Raw genomic sequence first — 17967 nt, 5'->3', positions numbered from 1 at the left:
GATCACGGGGGATACGGGCATGGGTACCGCGGCCGCGTTGGAAAAACTGGTGCCGGTGCTGCTGGCCTTCGGCGGCGGGGTACTGCTCGCCCGCCGGAAGATCGTCCCGGCCGAGGCATCGAAGGTCTTCTCCGACTACGCCTTCCTCTTCGCCGTCCCCTGCTACCTGTTCGGCAACATCTACGCGAGCGACCTCGGGGCCCTGTTCAACTGGAGGGCGATCGGCGGCTACGCCGGAGCCGCGGCCCTCGCCGTTCTGGGGGTGGCCGTGGTGGCGGTCGCCCACGGTCTGCGCGAGCCGCGCGACGTGGCGCTGCGCGTGATGGCCGGTGTCCAGGTGAACACCGCCTACTTCGCCGTCCCCGTCTTCATCACCGTGTTCGGGACGGCGGCGCCGATCTTCCCGATCCTGCTGTTCCAGGTCTGCGTGCTGTCCCTGGTCGTCATCGCCCTCATGGAGCTGGGCCGGGCCGGACCCGCGGTCGGCGGCCCGCACCGCCGCCTCGCCCGGGCCGTCGGCGCCTCGCTCGCCACCCCGCTGGTCCTCGCCTGCAACGCGGGGATCCTGCTCAACCTGCTCTCGGTACGGGTCCCGGCCGTCGTCCTGGACGGTGCCGCGTTCGTCGGGGACAGCGCCTCCCCGGTGGCCCTGTTCGCCCTCGGCCTCCACCTGGGCGGCCTCGGCCTGGACCTCCGGGGCACCACGCGCGAGGAATTCGCCCTCATAGGCTTCAAGTGCCTGGCGTTCCCGCTGCTCACCTGGGCGGTGTGCGGACTGCTCGTCGGCGTGCGGGGCGAGTGGCTGGCGTACCTCGTGCTGATCGCCGCGATGCCGACCCCGCAGAACCTCTTCATCTTCGCCCAGCGCTACGACGTGGGAGTCGACCTCTCCGCGTCGATCGTGATCAAGAGCTCCCTCGTGTCGCTCCTGCTGCTGCCCCTGTGGCTGCAGACTGTGGCGGTATGAACGTCTTCACCTCGACTTCTGCCCGTGTCCCGGCCGCCGGGTGCTCGGGCCTTCGCCACTGAGGCTTCGGGCCGTCCGGATTGCCGGCGGTGAGGAGACGGAGGCCGAGTTCCCGGTGCGACAGCTGATGGGGGCGCCGTGGTCGCACGCCGCGACCCCTCCACTTGCGCGTTGACCGGCAGGCCCGGACGTGGAGGACCGGGTCCGTGACCTGGCGGAACGAGAGAGCGGGTGCTGCTCGTTCTTCACCTTCACCACCACCCTCGGCGCGGCCGCCATGTGCTCGTGGGGAGGAACTGGTCGACAGCCACGGCGCGACTACCTGGCCAGAACACGCCGCGACCGCACCCGCTTCCGGCCGCCCGCGGTGGCGGCCGTGGCGGGGTGCGGCCATGGTCCAGCGGCCGCTCCCGAGGGCCAAGGGCAGGGCACCCGTCAGCCCGTCAGGGACGTCCACATGGTCAGGGGTCGGTCCTCGACCGTGATCTGGTCCTCGTGGCCGTGGCCGTCGCGGATCACGATGATCCGGTACTGGTCCTGGTGGAACACCCAGAACAGACTCATGCCGTTGATTCGCTGCATGTCCGGGACCGCGAGGAATTCGTCGACCTGTGTGATCCCGGTCAGTGATCGCCATAGGTCGAGCCCTCGGTCGCCGCGCTCGAGGGCGTCCTGGTGCATCCTGCCGTCGGCGACCGAGATGAGCCGGTAGACCTGACGACCCATGAGGGTGTGGAAGACCCAGTAGTGGCTCTTGCCGTTCATCCGCTGCATGTCGGGCACCGGCAGGAAGGCGTCCACCCGTTCGATGCCGCTGAACGAGGCCCAAGCGGAGAGCGAACGGTCCGGCAGGTCGGTCCCGGCCGCCTGCTCGGGAGGGAGCCCGGACTCGGCGCCGTCGGCGATCCAGATCCGCCGGTAGACCTGCCGGCCCTCGACGGTGTGGAACAGCCAGAACCGGCTGCGGCCATTGATCCGCTGTTCGTCCGGGACGGGCAGGACCGCGTCGACCTTCGTCACTCCGACGTAGCACGGCCACATGGTCAGCGGCCGGTCGGGGCGCTCGATGACGTCCGTGTGCTCGTCGCCGTCGGCGATGGAGACGGTTCGGAAGACGGCGCCGTCACTGCCCGCCCCATACGCCCAGTACCAGCTCTTGCCCTTGTCCCGTTGCATGTCGGGGATGGGCAGGAAGGCGTCGGTCGGCCTGACTACGGTGGGCGGCTTGTCGGTGAGCCGGCCGTCACCGAGCAGCCGCAGCAGGGTCAGCGAGGGAGCGAAGGCGTAGACGGACCCCTCGGTGAAGACGAACTGGCTCAGGCTCAGCTGCGTGGTCTTGCCGGGGGTCTCGTAGCTGAGCTTGCCGGCGGCGCCGACCATTCCGTCGGGGCCGGGCTTGTTGGTCCGGTTGGGTGGAAAGTCCGGGCTGTCGATCCACGCCTTCTGGATGAACTCGAACTGTTGCACAAGGTCCGACTGGTAGCAGACGAAGAGCAGGCCGCGCTTCTCGTCGGGCCCTCCGGGGCCCTCCGAGGCGGGGTCGAAGGGCGCGCCGTACGGGGCGCCGCGGCGGATGATCCGGCGGCGGTCCATCACCGGATTCTCGTCGAACGGCGGATCACCGGGCTTCTCCTGCAGGCCGTCCCGGGGGTTGGTCTTGCGCAGGTGCGAGAAGAGCGGGGTGATGAAGCCCTCGGGGTCGTTGCGGTAGCCGAAGTCGTTGTCCTCCCCGGCCAGCGCGCTGGACGGCCGGTCGGCATTCGGGCACGTGGCGACGGGGGTGCCGGACCGCCACCGGCCGACGAGGCGGGCGGCCAGCCACTCCGTGGTGGCCTCGGGCGGCACCACCTTGGCCTGCTTGAGCGCCTTCAGCTGCCCGGCGACCTGGAACCAGAAGCCGGGGACGTCCTGGCCGAGCCGGCGCACCACCTGGAAGCTGCCGTTGTCGGCCCAGTCGGGCGTCTCGTGCGGCACGCCGCCGACCCGGTCGTGCCCGACGACGAACTCGCCGGGCGGGATCAGCCGGGTGCCGTGATGGCCCTTGACGTACTCGGGCTTGACGGGGTCCGGCTCGTCGAAGCCGATGACACCGGGCTCGCTGACGCCGTCCTTGAAGCCGAAGTGCTCCTTCCCCCTCCGGCTGCCGGACAGGGTGGCGGCGTCCTGCTGGAACACGATCACGATCTTGGCCGCGGCGCACGCCTCGCGCTGCTGTCGGACCGTCGCCTGGAGGTCCTGGACGGTGTCCGAGGCGACGGTGAGCACGGCGTGGACGACCTGGCCCTTGCCGTTGCCGAAGAGCCACATCTCCGGCGAGCTGTCGCCGGTGTCCCCGAGTGCCCGCTTGTCCGAGCCCTGCTTGAAGGCCTCCAGACCGCTGCCGGGCCTGACGGAGGGCAGCGGGTCCTTACCGGTCAGCTCCCGCAGGCCCGCGCAGGTGAAACTGACGTTGATCCAGGTGGCCTTCAGTGCCTTCGGGTCGTCGCCGGCCGAGGCCTTCCTGGCCTTGCTGAAGGCGGCATTGAAGGTCGCCACCTGCCTCGTCGTGGAAATCTGCGGTTCCAGCGCCTTGACCCAGGTGCGCGCCCGCGCCGCGTCCTCGAACTTGAGGAACAGCAGGGTCATCTGGTCCTTCTTGAAGCCGGCGATCACATCGCCCTGGATGTCGTCGCTCTCACGCAGCTTGAGATCGTCCACCATGCGCTCTCCAGAAGATCGACACCTCCACGCCGATGCTGCGCAGAGTAATCAACAACGTATGCGGCGCTCCCGTGCCCTCCCACCGACCGACTGGCCGATTACGCCGACCGCCACCCATTTACGCCTCGAATGCGCTGGTAGAAGGCGTGCAGAAACCTTTGGGTTGGTCGGAGTCACCCGCCTGCACGTCATGGGGTGACAGCCGACCGGCGCGCCTCAACACTGAAGATCGTCACTGTGCGTGAACATGTGGCAGTCCTGGCGCAGCCCGTGTCAGCCGACGTGCCCCCCAGCCGGGGCCGCTGCGCCTTCCTCTCGCCGGCAAGGAGTCCCATGCCCCGCAGCAATCCGCGCCTACCCGTCCGCCGGAGGCTCGCCACGGCGATCTCCGTCTGCGCCGCCACCGCGATGGCCGTGTCCATGGCGGCAGGCCCCGTACTCGCCCACACCGGTCACGGAGACGAGGGCGATGCCGTCCCGCACGGCCCCGCCTCCCGGGCGGCGAGCGCGCCCGTCACCGTCGACCCGGAGGAGGCGGCGACACTCGGCAAGGAGCACGCCGAGGAGCACGCCCGCACCCGGATGGCCATGGCCGGCGTCGGTGAGTACCCGCAGACCACCCGTACGGAGCGGCTCAAGGCGCTGACCGCCTCCCAGGAGAAGGCCAACGCGTCCTTCGACGCCGCCGAGTTCGGCCGGTTCCAGGAGTACTTCCAGTCCCCGGACTTCGCGGCCCACATCGCACTGCTGCCCACCGGCAAGGTCCTGCTGTTCTCCTTCGAGCGGATCGAGACCAACCCGCAGAATGAGCCCGCCCCCACCCAAACCATCGGCAAGGAGAACGCCGGCCGTGCCTGGATCTGGGACCCCGCCAAGGGGACCGGCCCCGACGCGTTCACCGAGAAGAAGCCGCCGGTCATCAACATGCCCGACGGCAAGAACGAACCCCGCCCGGCCCCGTTCTTCTGCGCCGGCCACTCCTACCTGCCCAACGGCATGCTCGGCGTCTTCGGCGGCAACCTTGGCGGCAACGGAGGCAGCGGCGCCAAGCTGTCCCTGGTCTTCGACCCGTGGGCGGAGGAGTGGTACCTGAACAAGGACATGTCCGTCGGCCGGTGGTACCCGAGCGTGGTCACCGGCGCCGACGGACGCCAGGTGATCATGTCCGGTCAGTCGGAGCTCGGCTGGGGCACCCCCACCCCCGTCGTCGAGCGCTTCCCCGCCGCGACCCACCAGGTGCCCTTCGAGAAGTCGGTCAAGCCGATCGGCTGGGGAGTGGACCAGCTCAAGACCGAAGCCCCCTTCAAGTGGGACTATCCGCAGCTGTTCTCGCTGCGCGACGGGAAGATCTACGGACTCGGCCGCTCCGTGGACCAGCAATGGCTCTTCGACACCGCCGCCGACACCAGGACGGACCTGCCGAACCGCCCCGACATCAACAAGGGCAAGCCGGGCCCGGACGGCGGGGAGTGGAGGCGCAACTACGGCTCCGCCGTCCCCCTGCCGGCCGGCTTCAGAGGCCCCGACTCGGTCCTGGTCCTCGGCGGCGACCGCAACGACCCGAACACCTACCGTCTGGCCGGCGGCAAGTGGAACACAGAGAAGCCCCGCGCCTTCGGCCGCACCCAGGACGACACCCTGCTCCTGCCGAACGGCAACCTGCTCACCGCCAACGGTGCCTTCGACATCCGCGACTACGGCAACGGACCGTACAACCCCAACGCCGATCTGAAGTACCGCCAGGTCGAACTGCGCGACGAGAACGGCGACTGGAAGCTCGGCCCCGTTCAGCGGCTTCCGCGCGGCTACCACTCCAACGCCGTGGTCCTCCCGGACGGCCGCGTCATGATCACGGGCGACGAGCTTCAGCAGCTCGCCAACGACCCCGACATCACCGACAACAACAACGGCAGCATCGAGATCTACGAGCCCGCCTACCTCCACCAGGGCAGCCGCCCCTCGCTCGGCCTGATCTTCAACCCCAGCGTCGCCTACAACGAGAAGATCACGGTCAGCACCAGCACGCCCAACGACGTCACCCGCGCCGTCCTGCTGGCCCCGACCACCGCCACCCACTCGATCAACACCAGCCAGCGTCACCTCGAACTACGCATCAAGAGCCGCGGCGGCAACTTCCTGGAGCTCCAGGCCCCACCGACCGCCGCCGCGGCCCCGCCCGGGCACTACATGCTCTTCCTCCTCAACGAGGAAGGCGCACCGAGCAAGGCGGGCTGGATCCAGGTCAAGCCCCCGACGACCGCCGCCACGGGTGCCACCGGCACCAAGATGAAGCCCGGCGACTGACACCCGTCGGCGCTTCGGGGTGAGCCCCCAGCCTGGTCACGGGACACGGCTGGGGGCTCAATGCGGACAGCCCGCGCACAGTGGACGTCGTGCGCCGGGACACCGACGACGGCGGCAGCGCCCCGAGCGAGCCGCCCCCTCGACGAAGTTCCATGACGAGCGCCATCCCTGCCCCTTCACTCCCGCGCGCCTCACAACACACGGGCCGATTCTCCGTGATCCGAAGGAAACGGCCTAGCCCGGCTCTTCCCGCTCAAGGACCGGCACGTCAACTTCCTGGGCCGCTACCTGTTCAACATCACCGCCGGCGGCCCCGGCCAGGGCCTGCGTCCCTTCCGCGACCCAGACGCGCCCGAGGACGGTGACGAGGAGGAGCAACCCGGGTCAGTCCGGACCGGTGCCCATTCAAGCCATGAGCAGGCGGAGGCCGAGGTCTGCCGTGTCGAGGTGGGCGAGGTCGCTGTTGCGCTCGGCCCACCGGCCGGAGTCGAGGTCGTCGCGGAGGCTTCGCACCGCCCGCTGCTCGGCGTCCGGCCCGACCCTCGTCCACACCGACATCGCACGGCGGACGTGCTCCTCCAGATACGCCCCCGGTCTGCGCCAGTACGCCTCGAACAGGCCGTCAGCGCAGTCCCACGGGATGGGCACCGGCTCAGCGCGGGCGCCGATCGCGTCGGCCATCCCCGCAAGTGAAGGAAATTCTGCGAGGACGGTGGCGAACTCGGGCAGATAGTCGCGGGTAAGCCAGAACCGGTCCTGCCATCCGGGCTCGTCGGTGTCGAACGTCAGCACCACCACGCGGCGGGCCACGCGCCGCATCTCGCGCAGCCCCGCTATCGGGTCCCCCCAGTGGTGAACAGTGGAGACGGCCATCGCGACGTCGAAGGAGTGGTCCTCGAACGGCAGGCTCTCCGCGGCGGCAGCCACGCACGGCGCCGAGCCGGCAGGCCGCTGACGCCGCATGACCTCCGACGGCTCCACCGCCGTCACCTCGCGATCAGCCGGCTCGTAGGAGCCGGTGCCGGCCCCGACATTCACCACCGTCCGCGCGTCCCCGAGCGCGTCCAAGATCTGCGCTGCGATCCGCGGCTCGGTACGCCGCGTCGCCGTGTAAGCGCCGCCGATCGCGTCGTAAAGCCGTGCACCGAGCATCCCCAGTTGCTCCTCCGGTGTCACCTTCAGTCCCCTCGCCCGTGCCTCAAGTTCCCTGTCAATGGCCGCCACCATGGCGTCAGCACGATCACGCCGCTCCAGCAGCAGGCCACGCAGTCGGCGCAGGTGCGCGACCGCGTCGGTGGACGAGTCGCCGACCAGTTCCGCAACCTCCCGCAACCCGAAGCCCAGCCGCCGGTAGGCCAGCACTTCCCTCAGCCGCTCGACGTCACCCGCCGAGTAGGCCCGGTACCCACCCGCGGTCCGCGCCGACGGACGCACGAGCCCGATCTCGTCATAGTGATGCAGCGTGCGGACGCTCACGCCGGCCAGCTCGGCCACGCGCCCCACGGTCCAGTGATCTTCCACGGCACCGACTATGCAGCCTGACGTCACGTGAGGGTCAAGAGCCGCACTCATGACCCGCAAGAGCCGACGCGGAGCCGTAGCCGCACGCCGCGTTACTGAGCGCCTGGCGGTGCAGCAGCACTCCTCCCTCGCCCTGGCGGGCCGCCGCCTCGGTCGTGCCCCGCAGGTGGTTGAAGAACACCGTTCGGTCCGCGGCCGCCAGCTGAGGCGCGGCGGCGACCGGACCACGCCTCGGCCGGGGTGAATGCCCGGCGAGTGCCGGCGGAGCGGTGCCGTGCAGCGCCCAGGCGAGCATGTGCGCGGTGTCCCGGGTGTACACCCATCCGGCCAGCGGGTGCGGCCCGTCGGTGCCGACTGCGACACCGGCCGCGATGATCCGGTCCACGTCCATCGCCGCGTCCATCCACCGCACCAGACCCGCGTCCGCGCCCAGCGCCGGAAGCAGCCGCCGCAGCTCCAGCAGCACCCCGGCCCGCACGTTCGCCAGCGGCCGGCGCCCGGACTCCCAGCCCTGCACCGTGTCCAGATCCACGCCCAGGGCCGCGCCCGCCTTGTCCGTGCCCTCTACGAGCGCCTGGACCGCCTTGCAGAGGCCTCAACCCCGGCCCAGGGCCCTTTGCGCCGTCGCGCACCCCGGACGAGACCTGGGGATCCCCAGGTGCGCGGCGTTCACGGCACCATCCCGTGCGAGCACCATCCCGACGAAGGCAGACGGGGTGACCACCATAGCCGCACTCCCTTCGCCCGCCGACGAGGCCGACACCTCTACCGAGGCGGTGCCCGGCCGTCCCCCACCCGACCACGACCCGCACGTCGACCTCCAGCCCCGGCCCCGCCATCGCCTCACCCCACCGCAGGGCCTCCGAACTCCCTTGCGTCGCCCGACGACTTCCCCCACCGCCCCCTCCGGCACGGCCCCGGGCTGCGAGACCACCACGTCTTCCCGCCCGTCACCGCGGACCGGGGCACTGCACACCACCACGAAGGGAAACCGCGCCATGGTCAAGCACAGCCCGCCCCCGTCGAACCCCTCGCCGTCGCCCGGCCAGCCCGCACCCCCGCCCCCACCGCCGAACCCCGACACCAGCACACCGCCCGGCGGCGGGACGCACCGCAAGTGACCACCCCCGCACACCAGGAGCGCCCCGGCCGCACAGAGCTGGGGCGCTGCCTCATGTCCAGCGGCGCCCTGTCCTCGGACTGGGCACCCGCGTTCGCGGCCCTCGACCGCGCCCTGTTCCTGCCCCGGTCCGGACTTTGGCTCCCAGGTTCTGGAGCCCCAGGTGTTTGCCCTGCGCCCGCGGGGATGGTCCGACGGGGATCAGCGGGCCCGAAGCCGTCGCGCTGCGCGACATGTTCAAGACCCTCAAGAGCGAACGGCTGTTGTTCGCCAACCCCGCACGCGGCGTGAGCCTGGGATCCCGGCCCAGCTCGGTGCCCATGCCGCTGAGCCCCGAAACGATCCGGCGTCTGACCGCAGCCGCCGAGACCAACCCCGCCCTGAAGCTGCTGATCGCCCTCGTCGGCATCCATGCGCTCTACCCGCACCAGGCCCGAGCGCTGCCACTGACCGCCATAGACTTCACCCGCGGCCGGCTCACGCTCGGCGACATCGATCATCCCCTCGACGCCTTCACCCAGCAGGCCGCCGTCGACTACATCCACCTCCGGCACCAGCGCTGGCCATATACCCGCAACCCTCACGTGTTCATCAGCTCGCAGACCGCGCACACCCGGGCCCCGGTCACAACCGGCTGGATGCAGCCTCTGCTGCGCGGCCTCCCGGTCACCGCTCAGCAACTTCGCGAGGACCGAATCCTTGAAGAGGCCGCCGTCACCGGCGCTGACCCGCAGCACCTATGCGCGGTGTTCAACATCACTCCGGAGACCGGACTCCGCTACACCCGCTTCTTCCACCCCGACCCCACGGACAGCGACGACGTATCCGGCTGCAAGATGGAGACATCGTGACCGACCACCACGCTCACCTGCTCGCCGCCATCGTCGGGCTCGGCGGTGAGCTGGAGCTCCCGGCTACCCGTAACGGGCGCTTCAGGGGCGCGGTTATCCCAGAGGGCTGCGCGGTCAGCGCCGGCCGCCGCCGATGCGGCGGTCGTCGGCCAGTGCGGTCAGCGGGCCGAACTCGCGGGCAAGCTGGTCCCACGTCAGAACCTCGCCACAGCGGGCCGGGAACTCCTTCGGGTTGAATTCGGGCATGGTCCAGGTGCCGGTGCCCCGGTCCCGCAGCCACAGGTCCCCGTCACCGTCGACCACAGTCGGCGGGACCGGTACGGGCTCGGCCTGATCGGTGGGCTCCCAGGTGACCCGGCCCGGGTGGGAAACGCGGCGCAGCTCGGTGGTGGCCAGCCGCGCAGCCAAGTCACGGGTGGACTCTTCGGCGTCCTTGACCGACGCGAGTCGGAATGCGTCGTCAAGTACGGGCAGGGCTGGATTCTTGCTGCGCTTTGAACTCATACGCTGACTACCTCCGGCGGCGGGCGTCACATCCGTTATGGCACCCCGTAGAGGATCACGGTATCCGAGGCGGGAGCCGGGCCGGCTACGACCACTGTCCAGGTGGAGGCGCTGGCACACAGGGCGGTGGGGCTGGGTGGTGAGTTGGTCCTGGACGTGGCGCAACCCGTGGTGGTAGCGCTCAGATATGGCGGTCCGGGTCTGAGAAGGTGAGGCCGCCGGGGGCGAGTGGACGTCGGGCCGGGGCGGGTGCGGGCTCGGGCTCGCCGGGCGGCTGGCGAAAGTAGGCGCCCTGCTCGATCGGCATCAGCCGGCGCCCACCCGCCTGGGCGGGTACGGGAGCGTCGGAAGCGGGCTCGGAGAAGACGGGCAGCGAGAGCGGTCGACGGTCGGTCATGATCCCTAGTCTCCCAGGTCCGACCCTGCGGGTAGGGCCAGGCCGCTATCAGCGGTGATAGTGCTCTGGCCCTGGCCAGCAGGGCCAGGCTGGTTGTTTCAGCTCACCGGAACAGAGCGGTTACTGAGATTTGATGCGTGATGTCGCTGGGTCGACGTCTTGAACTGCTAAGACGAGGGTTCACCGCGCGGCATCATGCGAAGATCACCAGTAACGGGGCTCTCCCACATTGGTCGTGAGGCGTGTTGGCCTTGCTCCTGAGGGAAGGGCCCGCTTCACGGAGCTGCGCTAGTAGTAGCCCTTCGTGCCGTCGAGTAGCTCCCGGACGATGTCCGCGTGCCCCGCGTGTCGCCCCGTCTCCTCGACGAGGTGGATCAGGATCCAGCGGAGGTTGGCGCTGCCGTCGCGGAAGTCGGGGTGGCGGCCGGCGTCGTCCAGGTCGGCCGCGGCAACGATCTCGTTGCTGCGGGCGCACTGGGCCTCGTACTCCGCGAGGAGCTCTGCGAGGGGGCGGCCGTCGGTGTGCCAGTCGGCGTTCTTGCTTGACTCGTCGAATGCGGGGTTCTGCTTCTTGTCGCCGCCGAGGAACAGCACTTCCAGCCATATGTGCTCGGTCCAGCGCATGTGGGAGATGAGACCGGCCATCGTCATGGCCGGTGAGGTCGGGATGACCGGGCGGCGCGCGTCCTCGTCGCTCAGCCCTTTGCATTTCCAGCGCAGGATCTGCCGCTGCAGGTCCAGCCAGCCGATGAGCGCGGTGCGTTCGTCCGCTTGGAGCGGGGGGCGTTCCAGTTCCGATGACATGCCGGCGCACGCTACCAGGGCGGTCGGGAGGGGGCCCTGGATGACGGGCTCTTCCGCGATTTACGATCTTGGTCACGCTTGGGGACATCGTGATCTTCGCATGATGCCGCGGGGCGGGCCCTCCTCTTCGCAGTTCAAGGCGTCGACCCAGCGACATCACGCATCAAACCTCAGTAATACTCCAGCCGTAGTTCGTGATCTCGATCGTGAGGGGCGCCGAGGAGGCAGCTGGCAGCGTCGATCATCTGGACGAGACCGACCACGCCGTCGCGGGCGTCCGTTTCCTTCTCCGCCTACCCGAGTCCACCGAGACGGAGCGCGTTCCTTATCTCGCTGAGCCTCGCGGTCGTCGCCGGGGTCCACTCCTTCGCCTGCTCACCGAGACGGAGGGCGTTCTCAATCTCGCTGAGTTTCGCGGAGGACAGGGCGCCCGCCCGCTCGATCAGGTCGTCCCGGGACACGGTGGTCAGCCACGTGCAAGGGGTAGAGCCCGGACGCGGGAACGCGAACCGAAGCACGCCTTCAAAGGGCAGTCCTTCCACGGCGCCTACTGCCACTTCGACGCCCAGACCGGTGATGTCGACACCCGCCCGAGCGACGACCTGCATCACCCGGATCCCGGACGCGTCGTCTCCCGACAGCAGCACGACCGGCCGCCGCTCGTCGAACTCCACCCACCAGACTTCGCCACGTTGCACATGTCCTCCTGACACAGGACCGCGGGCGGACGCTGTGCGACCCCGACGCGCTGTGGAGACGGGTGCGGCCACCCGTTGATCATCGGTGTGTGAAGACAAACGATCACGCGGTGGCCGCAGGTCACAGCGTAGACCCTGCCCGCTGGCAGGAGGCGTTCGAGGGCTTGATGAGCCGGATAGCGGGACGGTTCCCACGGGTCGAACCCCGGTTCCGGGTCCGGAAGTTGGTGCTCGGACTGCTCGCCGTCGTCCGCGCAGACGAGCACACCCGCCCCGCACCCGATGCCCTCATTCCACTCACCTGCAACGAGATCCAGCGCCTGTTCATCACACTCGTTGTCCGACCCGTCCACGATGCCGCCCACCGGCTCGGTTGGTCCGACTGGCGGCGCCGCCACCAGGCCCGATCCCAGGCCAGCCACTACGTCGACAAGCCACTCAGGCATGAAGATCACGATCTACGGCTGGAGCATTAAGACGGTGTCCTATGTGGTGAGTCGGACGAGCCGTTTGTAGCAACAGAGGGCGGCGGCGAGGCCGAGAAAGGCCAGGTAGTTGCGGGGATGTCGTTCGTAGCGGTGGTTGAGTCGGCGGTAGCCAGTCAGCCAAGACATGGTGCGTTCGATGACCCATCTGCGGCGCCCCAGCCGTTCGCTGGACTCGATGCCTTTGCGGGCGATGCGCACGCCGATGCGTTTGCCGCGTAACCATTTCCGCAGGTGGGGAACGTCGTAGGCCTTGTCTGCGTGTAGGCGTTGGGGCTTGAAGTAGTGTCCGCGGTGAGGGTCGTGTCTCGTTTGGTGACCCGTGATCATGGGCTTCAGGGCTTCGCTGTCGTGGGTGTTGGCTGCCGAGACACCGACGAGGAGGGGCAGTCCGTTCGCGTCCGACAGGACGTGCATCTTGGAACCCGGCTTACCCCGGTCCACAGGGCTCGGACCTGTGAGTTCGCCCCCTTTTTAGCGCGTACGTGGGCGGAGTCGAGGACCGCGCGGGACAGGTCGAGCAGGCCGGCATCATCCAGGCGGTGCAGGATCTCCTCGTGGAGCCGGCCCCACACTCCGGCCCTCGACCAGATCAAGAACCGGCGGTGGGCCGTCGACTTCGATATCCCGAAGCACGGTGGCAACGCTCGCCAGGCACACCCGCTGACGCGGACGTAGATGATCGCGGCGAACAGCGTTTCATCAGGCGTGTCCTGCGTCCCGCCGCCCTGCGGACGCACCTTGGACGGCGGGATCAGCGGCTCCGCGATCTCCCACAGCCCGTCCGGAACAATCCAACTCCACGTACCCCGACCCATGTCGAGTCCAACGAACCAGCGCCACATAGGACACCGTCTTAACCCCCGCATCAAGAGGAGTCGCCGTCATGGGCGGTACGCAGGACGAGCGCCAGGAGCCGGGCAAGGGCCGTGAGGAGCAGGAGCGCCCGCAGCGACCTGGACAGGACCCGGTCCACCCCCAGCCCGGTCAGCCGTCCCGCGGCAAGAGCCCCGAGGAGACCAAGCGGCGCCGCGAGGACAACCCGCTTCACGAAGAGCGAGACCTGCGCGACGAAGCGCTCTGAAGCAGAGCAGCACCCCACGCACGCAGAGCCCGGCCGGTTCACAGTCACCCCGGCCGGGCTCTGTCATGTCCCGCCCACCGCCGACCGGCAGGGCCCGCTTGCTCCGCTCCGGCAAGCGTCCGGAAAAGGAGAGGTACCTCCGTGCAGCGCCCTGTCCGGGCCGGCGAGCGGGCCAGTACGGACGGCGGAGACGGCGGCGGACACGGCGTGGGCCCCGGAAGACGACAGCCCGGAGCCCACGCTCAGCCCGCCCGCGCCTCGGGAGGCTGATGGAATACGCCGCCAGAATGCACGCCCCCGCAGCCCCGACCCGGGCGGCTCGCCGTAGCGCGGCCAGTCAGCCTTCCCGGCGGGAAACAGTCCCCCTGCGGAGAAGGAGCCGCGCGGCCAGCTGCTCGTTGAGGGCTACCTGGGTGAGCCCGGCTCGCGCCAGGTGACGCCGTGCAGAAAGACTCGTTGATCATTTCTGCACGGCGAACGCGTTCGGCCGGGCCCGGCCCTGGAACCTCCGCGGCCGGTAGAAGGTCTCGAGCCGGAGGTAGACCGCCTGTGGCGGTGAACGGAAACCCCACGGTCACTCGACCGTCTCGTGTACCGAGGGATCGATGCCTGCCGGCCCGGCCGTGGCCCGACCCTGACCGGCCGGTCCGGCGGCTGCGCCCGGTCCGGCACCCGCCGGGGCGCCTGGCGCTGCCGTCATGTCATCCCCAACGGGTCGCACTGCACGCAGGTCACGTGTGCCGGCCGATGCGGCTACGACCTGCCCTCGGTCAGGCCACCGGCGATGTTCTCGATGTAGAGCAGAGTCCATTCGACTCCGGCCTGCCAGCCGGCCAGCTCGCTGAACCGTACCGGCCTTCGGCGTCGGTCCGGATGCGGTCGGCGAGTGTGCGCAGGTCTGCCTGGACTGCCTGCCGTCGGGCGCTGTACGTCAATCAGCTGCTGATCCCGCCCGTTCGTCGCCGCTCTCACCGAGCTGGTCCGGGCACAGGCCGGAACCACCGGCTTCGTCGGGCTGCACAGCTGGGTGGAGATTTTGGAGCGGCACTTCCCGCCGGAGCTCCCCGACCCCGACCGCACCACCGAGTAGCCGCGCGCCGCCGTGATCGAGGGGGCCAGCCGCCCGAAGGCGCTTGCCCAGGTGCGCGTAGCCGGGGTCAGGACCGCGGCGTGGGGAGCGCGGGCGGGTCGGTGTGGTGGCGCAGCCGGGGCCACAGAGGGTGGCCGGTGAGGGCATCGAGCAGGATCGCGGCCACCTGCCGGTCCACGGTGCGGGTCCGCCTCGCCTCGTCGATCACGAAGGGCATCTGCCACGCCCAGAGCTCACGTGCGGCCGTGTTCAGGCGCCGGCTGACCAGACCCATCGCGGTGATGGCCGGCTTGCCCGTCAGGTGCGGCGACACGTACTCCGCGATGACCTGGCCCCGCAGGCCGGGCGGGCCGGGCTCCGCGCACACCCGCCAGACCAGGTCCAGCTCCTCCACGGTGTGCAGCGCCTTCACCCAGGTCCGCAGCAGCTCGTAGCGGCCCGGCGGCCTCCACACCACGTCCTCCGGCGGGACCACCGGTCACCCACCGGGCTCGGGCTGTGGCTTCCCGTAGGCCGTGCGCACCGCACGGATCGCGTCCTCGTACGAGTCGGACTCGGTGGCGATCGTGAACTTCAGCGCCCACCCCCAAGCTCGGCGCACTGTGCCCGGAGGCTACCCGGCGCGCACTGCCGCAACGGGGTGTTCCGGGGGAGTGGGCAAGCCCAAGGGGTCCCTGGGCAAGCCACCCCCGGACGGCGGCTTGCCCGCCCTGGCCGGAGCACGCCGGGCGGGGCGGCGTCGGCCACGGCCCTGCTGCGGAGTCTCCCGGCGAGGCTGCGGCTGCCCGATGATTTGTGACAGCGAAGTTGGACGGATTGCCACCGAAGTTGGACCAACGCTGTTTAGCGACGAGAAAGTTGGACCGATTGGGGTGGGTGCATGCTCGGTGCGGGTGCCTCGCTGGGGTGCTTCACGGGGTTTTGGTATGTGATCGTGTGGCTGGCTTCTACCGTCGCGGGTGACGAGCCCGCCGAGGTGCGCGGGCGTTGAGGCGAGAGTGGGCGGAAGCGGTGCCGTCGTTGATGGCCGCGTTGCAGGCCAGAGCAGACAAGGCCCAGATGTGGGCCGGGCGGGACGGTGGCTGCGGGCCCACCGGATTTCCGGGCGGTCAGGCCGTCATGCTAACTAGGATTGACCCATGACTAGTAGACGTCAGCTGATACTTCGCCTGTCACTGCCCCTGCCCCTGCTGTTGGCGTCCACGCTCTCCCTGGCGGCCTGCAGCTCGACGCCCTCCAAGGCCACGGTGGCGGCGCGCGAGTTTGCCAAGTCCGCCTGCGCCTCCCTGCAGCAGCTGACCGACCACCTCGCCCGCCCCCGGCCGTCAAATCTGACCGACCCCTACTACCAGACCGCCGAGCAGTACCTGAACACGGCGACCAACCGCGCCGCCGACGCGGCTCAACAGGACCACGGCTACCAGGAGTTCGCCGACACCCTGCACCGGGCGGCCGAGACCTGGCAGGTCACCTTCACGCTGGACGAGGCCGAGCCGCTGATCCAGCAGGCGCGGAAGGAGAAGTGCTGACGCTCTCGACGTGAACCTAGTCGGGTGCAGATCTTCTGGGTGTGCCTGTTCGTCCTGGCTGACCTGCCGTTGCCCCTTCCAGCCCCTCAGGCCGAACCCCTGGTGCTCGGACCACTCCTTCGAGCAGGAGTTCACCAGAGGCTGTGACCAGCGGGAATGTGCGGCATGCGGAACCTCCACGGCCCACCTCGAGCCGTCCCGCGCCCGCCAGTGGTGCTCGGGCACCTGCCGGCAAAGAGCGGTCCTCCGGCGAGCCGGACTCCGGGATCGCGCAGCTCAAGCCCCTGCCGGTCCAGCTTCGCTGTCACCAACCATGCAGTGATCCATCTTCGCTGGCGTAAACAGCCGTCCGTCCAACTTCGATGACAAGTGGTCCAGCTTCGCTGTCACAGGTCACCCGAGAGCCGGTGACCGGTCGGCGGGGGAGTTGCATGGATCGGTCACGGCGCTGACGTGCGGTTTGACCGATGGGCCGAGGAAACGGTCACGCCTGCCCAGGTGACCGATCTGTCGGGCGGGCAAGCCCAAGGGTGTCCTGGGCAAGCCACCCCCGGACGGCGGCTTGCCCACCCCGGCCGGGGTGGGCTGAGGTGGGCAAGCCGGGCCGGACAGTCCAATGCCCCGGACCGGAGGAGGACGCGGTGCGCGGTTTCGAGACGGGCCAGACGGTTGTACGGCGTGACGTGCACCGGTCGGGCCGGGTCTGGAGCGAGCAGGCACTGCGGGTCGTCGCCGACACCGGCGAGGCGCTCGTGACCGCCTGCGCGCCCGGAGCGCAGGCCCGGTGGCCGGCCCTGTACGCGCAGGCCCGCGCGGTGGGGGACCGGTCGGTGCGCACGGAGGCGTTCGACGCGATGGCGGCCGGCCGGTGGGAGCTCGCGGGCGCGGTGTGGCAGGAGACCGACCTGCTGCTGTGGAAGCCTCCCCCGGCCTGGTTCAGCATCAACGCCTTCTACATCCCCGACGGGGACGGGCGCCGGCTGCGGAACTGGTACGTCAACTTCGAGCACCCCACCCGCCGCACCGAGGCCGGGTTCGACACCCTCGACCTCACCGTGGACCTGGTGGTCACGCCCGACCTCACCCGCTGGGAGTGGAAGGACGAAGACGAGTACGCCCACGTGCGGCGGCTCGGCATCGTCTCCGACACCGAGCACCGGGCCGTCGACGATGCCCGCGGTGAGGTCCTGGCGATGCTCGCCGAACGCTCCGGGGTCTTCGCGCAGCCGGAGCGGTGGGCGGCCTGGAGGTGGGAGCCGGCCTGGCCCACGCCGTGCCTTCCCGGGCCTGCGGCACCTGCGGAGAGGGTTGCACCGGAAGGGGGCTGAACGGTTGCCTGGACGGTTGCTTTCAGCGGGGGACCGCAGGTGTGACCGGGAGTGGGAGCCCGGCAAATCGGACACCGTCCGTTGTGCCAGGTCAGCCCTACTGGGCAAGCCTGTCCGCGCCGACGACACCTCTTTCCCACGCGATAGCCGTGGGGTAGAGGTCCTCTTCACCGCCCGGGGCCGGCGGCCACGACGCGACGCTAGCGAAGTCGGTGCTCTACGTTCCTGCTCGCTCGGTTCCGCGACCGTGTCTCCACCAGGGAGACCACGCGCGGCCGGGCGGAAAGGACCGTCTCCATGACCTTCATCGAGCCCGGCCTGAACGTACGCAACGGGTTCGCCGAAGGGCCGCTCGCCGACGCCGCACTGTCCCGTGCGGCCCGCGCCGGGCAGCTTCTCGACGAACTGCAGGAGCAGGCGCCCACGATGACCGACGGCCAACTGCGCGACGGCGTGCACCGGGCGCTGTGCCGCTTCACCCAGGAGCAGCCGCCCACGTGCCAGGTCGACAGCATCACCGCGCTGATCCGCCGCGGGGTGCGCATCGGCTGGCCCGTCACCGACCGTCTGCCCTGCGCCTGACGC

Annotated in this window: 18 protein-coding genes and 1 pseudogene; 9 read left to right on the top strand and 10 right to left on the bottom strand. The window is 69.8% G+C overall.

Annotation, left to right across the window (positions count from 1 at the left end):
• The first annotated feature begins 19 nt into the window (after positions 1–19).
• Positions 20–967, top strand: a complete 948-nt coding sequence (locus OG373_RS03000) for an AEC family transporter (protein WP_405435613.1) — start codon at positions 20–22, stop codon at positions 965–967.
• A gap of 435 nt (positions 968–1402) precedes the next feature.
• Here the strand turns inward: OG373_RS03000 and OG373_RS02995 are convergent, their stop codons facing one another.
• Positions 1403–3667 (bottom strand): Dyp-type peroxidase, encoded by a 2265-nt coding sequence (locus tag OG373_RS02995; RefSeq protein WP_405435611.1) that lies wholly within the window; start codon positions 3665–3667, stop codon positions 1403–1405.
• Positions 3668–4000: 333 nt separating this feature from the next.
• On the opposite strand from OG373_RS02995, the gene OG373_RS02990 reads away from it, so the two are divergent.
• On the top strand, positions 4001–5971 hold the full coding sequence (locus OG373_RS02990; RefSeq protein WP_405435609.1) for a galactose oxidase-like domain-containing protein: 1971 nt from the start codon (positions 4001–4003) through the stop codon (positions 5969–5971).
• A gap of 405 nt (positions 5972–6376) precedes the next feature.
• Here OG373_RS02990 and OG373_RS02985 read toward each other — a convergent pair whose 3' ends face one another.
• Both OG373_RS02985 and OG373_RS02980 read right to left on the bottom strand, forming a co-directional pair.
• A complete protein-coding gene (locus tag OG373_RS02985; protein WP_405443916.1) occupies positions 6377–7474 on the bottom strand; it encodes a MerR family DNA-binding transcriptional regulator in 1098 nt (365 codons plus the stop codon).
• Positions 7475–7526: 52 nt separating this feature from the next.
• A complete protein-coding gene (locus tag OG373_RS02980) occupies positions 7527–8024 on the bottom strand; it encodes a hypothetical protein (protein ID WP_405435607.1) in 498 nt (165 codons plus the stop codon).
• Positions 8025–8208: 184 nt separating this feature from the next.
• Here OG373_RS02980 and OG373_RS02975 point away from each other — a divergent pair, with 184 nt between their 5' ends.
• The gene (locus OG373_RS02975; protein WP_405435606.1) at positions 8209–8613 is read left to right on the top strand and encodes a hypothetical protein; all 405 of its coding nucleotides are present in this window, start codon (positions 8209–8211) and stop codon (positions 8611–8613) included.
• Between the two features lie 232 nt (positions 8614–8845).
• Complete coding sequence (locus OG373_RS02970; RefSeq protein ID WP_405435604.1) at positions 8846–9463, top strand: hypothetical protein; 618 nt, start codon at positions 8846–8848, stop codon at positions 9461–9463.
• Positions 9464–9577: 114 nt separating this feature from the next.
• Here the strand turns inward: OG373_RS02970 and OG373_RS02965 are convergent, their stop codons facing one another.
• The 4 genes from OG373_RS02965 to OG373_RS02950 form a co-directional block, all read right to left on the bottom strand.
• Positions 9578–9967, bottom strand: coding sequence for a hypothetical protein (locus tag OG373_RS02965; RefSeq protein ID WP_405435602.1), 390 nt, complete (start codon positions 9965–9967; stop codon positions 9578–9580).
• Positions 9968–10148: 181 nt separating this feature from the next.
• Positions 10149–10364: a hypothetical protein gene (locus tag OG373_RS02960; RefSeq protein WP_405435600.1), complete on the bottom strand. Its 216-nt coding sequence runs from the start codon at positions 10362–10364 to the stop codon at positions 10149–10151.
• Between the two features lie 288 nt (positions 10365–10652).
• Positions 10653–11168, bottom strand: coding sequence for a DinB family protein (locus OG373_RS02955; RefSeq protein WP_405435598.1), 516 nt, complete (start codon positions 11166–11168; stop codon positions 10653–10655).
• 293 nt (positions 11169–11461) lie between these two features.
• A complete protein-coding gene (locus tag OG373_RS02950) occupies positions 11462–11866 on the bottom strand; it encodes a type II toxin-antitoxin system PemK/MazF family toxin (RefSeq protein WP_405435596.1) in 405 nt (134 codons plus the stop codon).
• Positions 11867–12099: 233 nt separating this feature from the next.
• Between OG373_RS02950 and OG373_RS02945 the strand changes: the two are divergent.
• Positions 12100–12314: pseudogene (locus OG373_RS02945) on the top strand (IS701 family transposase); the annotation flags it as partial.
• Positions 12315–12351: 37 nt separating this feature from the next.
• Here the strand turns inward: OG373_RS02945 and OG373_RS02940 are convergent.
• Positions 12352–13169 (bottom strand): IS5 family transposase gene (locus OG373_RS02940; RefSeq protein ID WP_405443914.1). Its coding sequence is split into 2 segments (ribosomal slippage): positions 12352–12827 and positions 12827–13169, totalling 819 coding nucleotides; the frame shifts between segments, so codons are not numbered across the junction.
• Positions 13170–13237: 68 nt separating this feature from the next.
• On the opposite strand from OG373_RS02940, the gene OG373_RS02935 reads away from it, so the two are divergent.
• Positions 13238–13435 (top strand): hypothetical protein, encoded by a 198-nt coding sequence (locus tag OG373_RS02935; protein ID WP_405435594.1) that lies wholly within the window; start codon positions 13238–13240, stop codon positions 13433–13435.
• 1157 nt (positions 13436–14592) lie between these two features.
• Here the strand turns inward: OG373_RS02935 and OG373_RS02930 are convergent.
• A complete protein-coding gene (locus tag OG373_RS02930; RefSeq protein WP_405435592.1) occupies positions 14593–15000 on the bottom strand; it encodes a hypothetical protein in 408 nt (135 codons plus the stop codon).
• Between the two features lie 3 nt (positions 15001–15003).
• Positions 15004–15126 (bottom strand): hypothetical protein, encoded by a 123-nt coding sequence (locus OG373_RS02925; RefSeq protein WP_405435590.1) that lies wholly within the window; start codon positions 15124–15126, stop codon positions 15004–15006.
• 538 nt (positions 15127–15664) lie between these two features.
• On the opposite strand from OG373_RS02925, the gene OG373_RS02920 reads away from it, so the two are divergent.
• The 3 genes from OG373_RS02920 to OG373_RS02910 all read left to right on the top strand — a co-directional run bounded on the left by OG373_RS02920 (position 15665) and on the right by OG373_RS02910 (position 17964).
• Positions 15665–16054, top strand: a complete 390-nt coding sequence (locus OG373_RS02920; protein WP_266672085.1) for a hypothetical protein — start codon at positions 15665–15667, stop codon at positions 16052–16054.
• A 641-nt stretch (positions 16055–16695) separates the two neighbouring features.
• Positions 16696–17382 (top strand): DUF402 domain-containing protein, encoded by a 687-nt coding sequence (locus tag OG373_RS02915; RefSeq protein WP_405435588.1) that lies wholly within the window; start codon positions 16696–16698, stop codon positions 17380–17382.
• A gap of 297 nt (positions 17383–17679) precedes the next feature.
• Positions 17680–17964, top strand: a complete 285-nt coding sequence (locus OG373_RS02910; RefSeq protein ID WP_405435587.1) for a hypothetical protein — start codon at positions 17680–17682, stop codon at positions 17962–17964.
• The last annotated feature ends 3 nt before the right edge of the window (positions 17965–17967 follow it).

Origin of the sequence: Streptomyces avidinii (genome assembly GCF_045161815.1) — a bacterium.
In the GTDB taxonomy this organism is placed as follows: Bacteria; Actinomycetota; Actinomycetes; order Streptomycetales; family Streptomycetaceae; genus Streptomyces; species Streptomyces avidinii.
The sequence above is the reverse complement of the archived record's forward strand: the minus strand, read 5'-3'. Positions and strand labels throughout refer to the sequence as shown.

Bases quoted from the DNA above. Each gene is read 5' to 3' on its own strand.
- OG373_RS02990 (WP_405435609.1), top strand. From the start codon at position 4,001: ATGCCCCGCAGCAATCCGCGCCTACCCGTCCGCCGGAGGCTCGCCACG.
- OG373_RS02995 (WP_405435611.1), bottom strand. From the start codon at position 3,667: ATGGTGGACGATCTCAAGCTGCGTGAGAGCGACGACATCCAGGGCGAT.
- OG373_RS02955 (WP_405435598.1), bottom strand. From the start codon at position 11,168: ATGTCATCGGAACTGGAACGCCCCCCGCTCCAAGCGGACGAACGCACC.
- OG373_RS03000 (WP_405435613.1), top strand. From the start codon at position 20: ATGGGTACCGCGGCCGCGTTGGAAAAACTGGTGCCGGTGCTGCTGGCC.
- OG373_RS02920 (WP_266672085.1), top strand. From the start codon at position 15,665: ATGACTAGTAGACGTCAGCTGATACTTCGCCTGTCACTGCCCCTGCCC.
- OG373_RS02965 (WP_405435602.1), bottom strand. From the start codon at position 9,967: ATGAGTTCAAAGCGCAGCAAGAATCCAGCCCTGCCCGTACTTGACGAC.
- OG373_RS02910 (WP_405435587.1), top strand. From the start codon at position 17,680: ATGACCTTCATCGAGCCCGGCCTGAACGTACGCAACGGGTTCGCCGAA.
- OG373_RS02935 (WP_405435594.1), top strand. From the start codon at position 13,238: ATGGGCGGTACGCAGGACGAGCGCCAGGAGCCGGGCAAGGGCCGTGAG.
- OG373_RS02960 (WP_405435600.1), bottom strand. From the start codon at position 10,364: ATGACCGACCGTCGACCGCTCTCGCTGCCCGTCTTCTCCGAGCCCGCT.
- OG373_RS02970 (WP_405435604.1), top strand. From the start codon at position 8,846: ATGTTCAAGACCCTCAAGAGCGAACGGCTGTTGTTCGCCAACCCCGCA.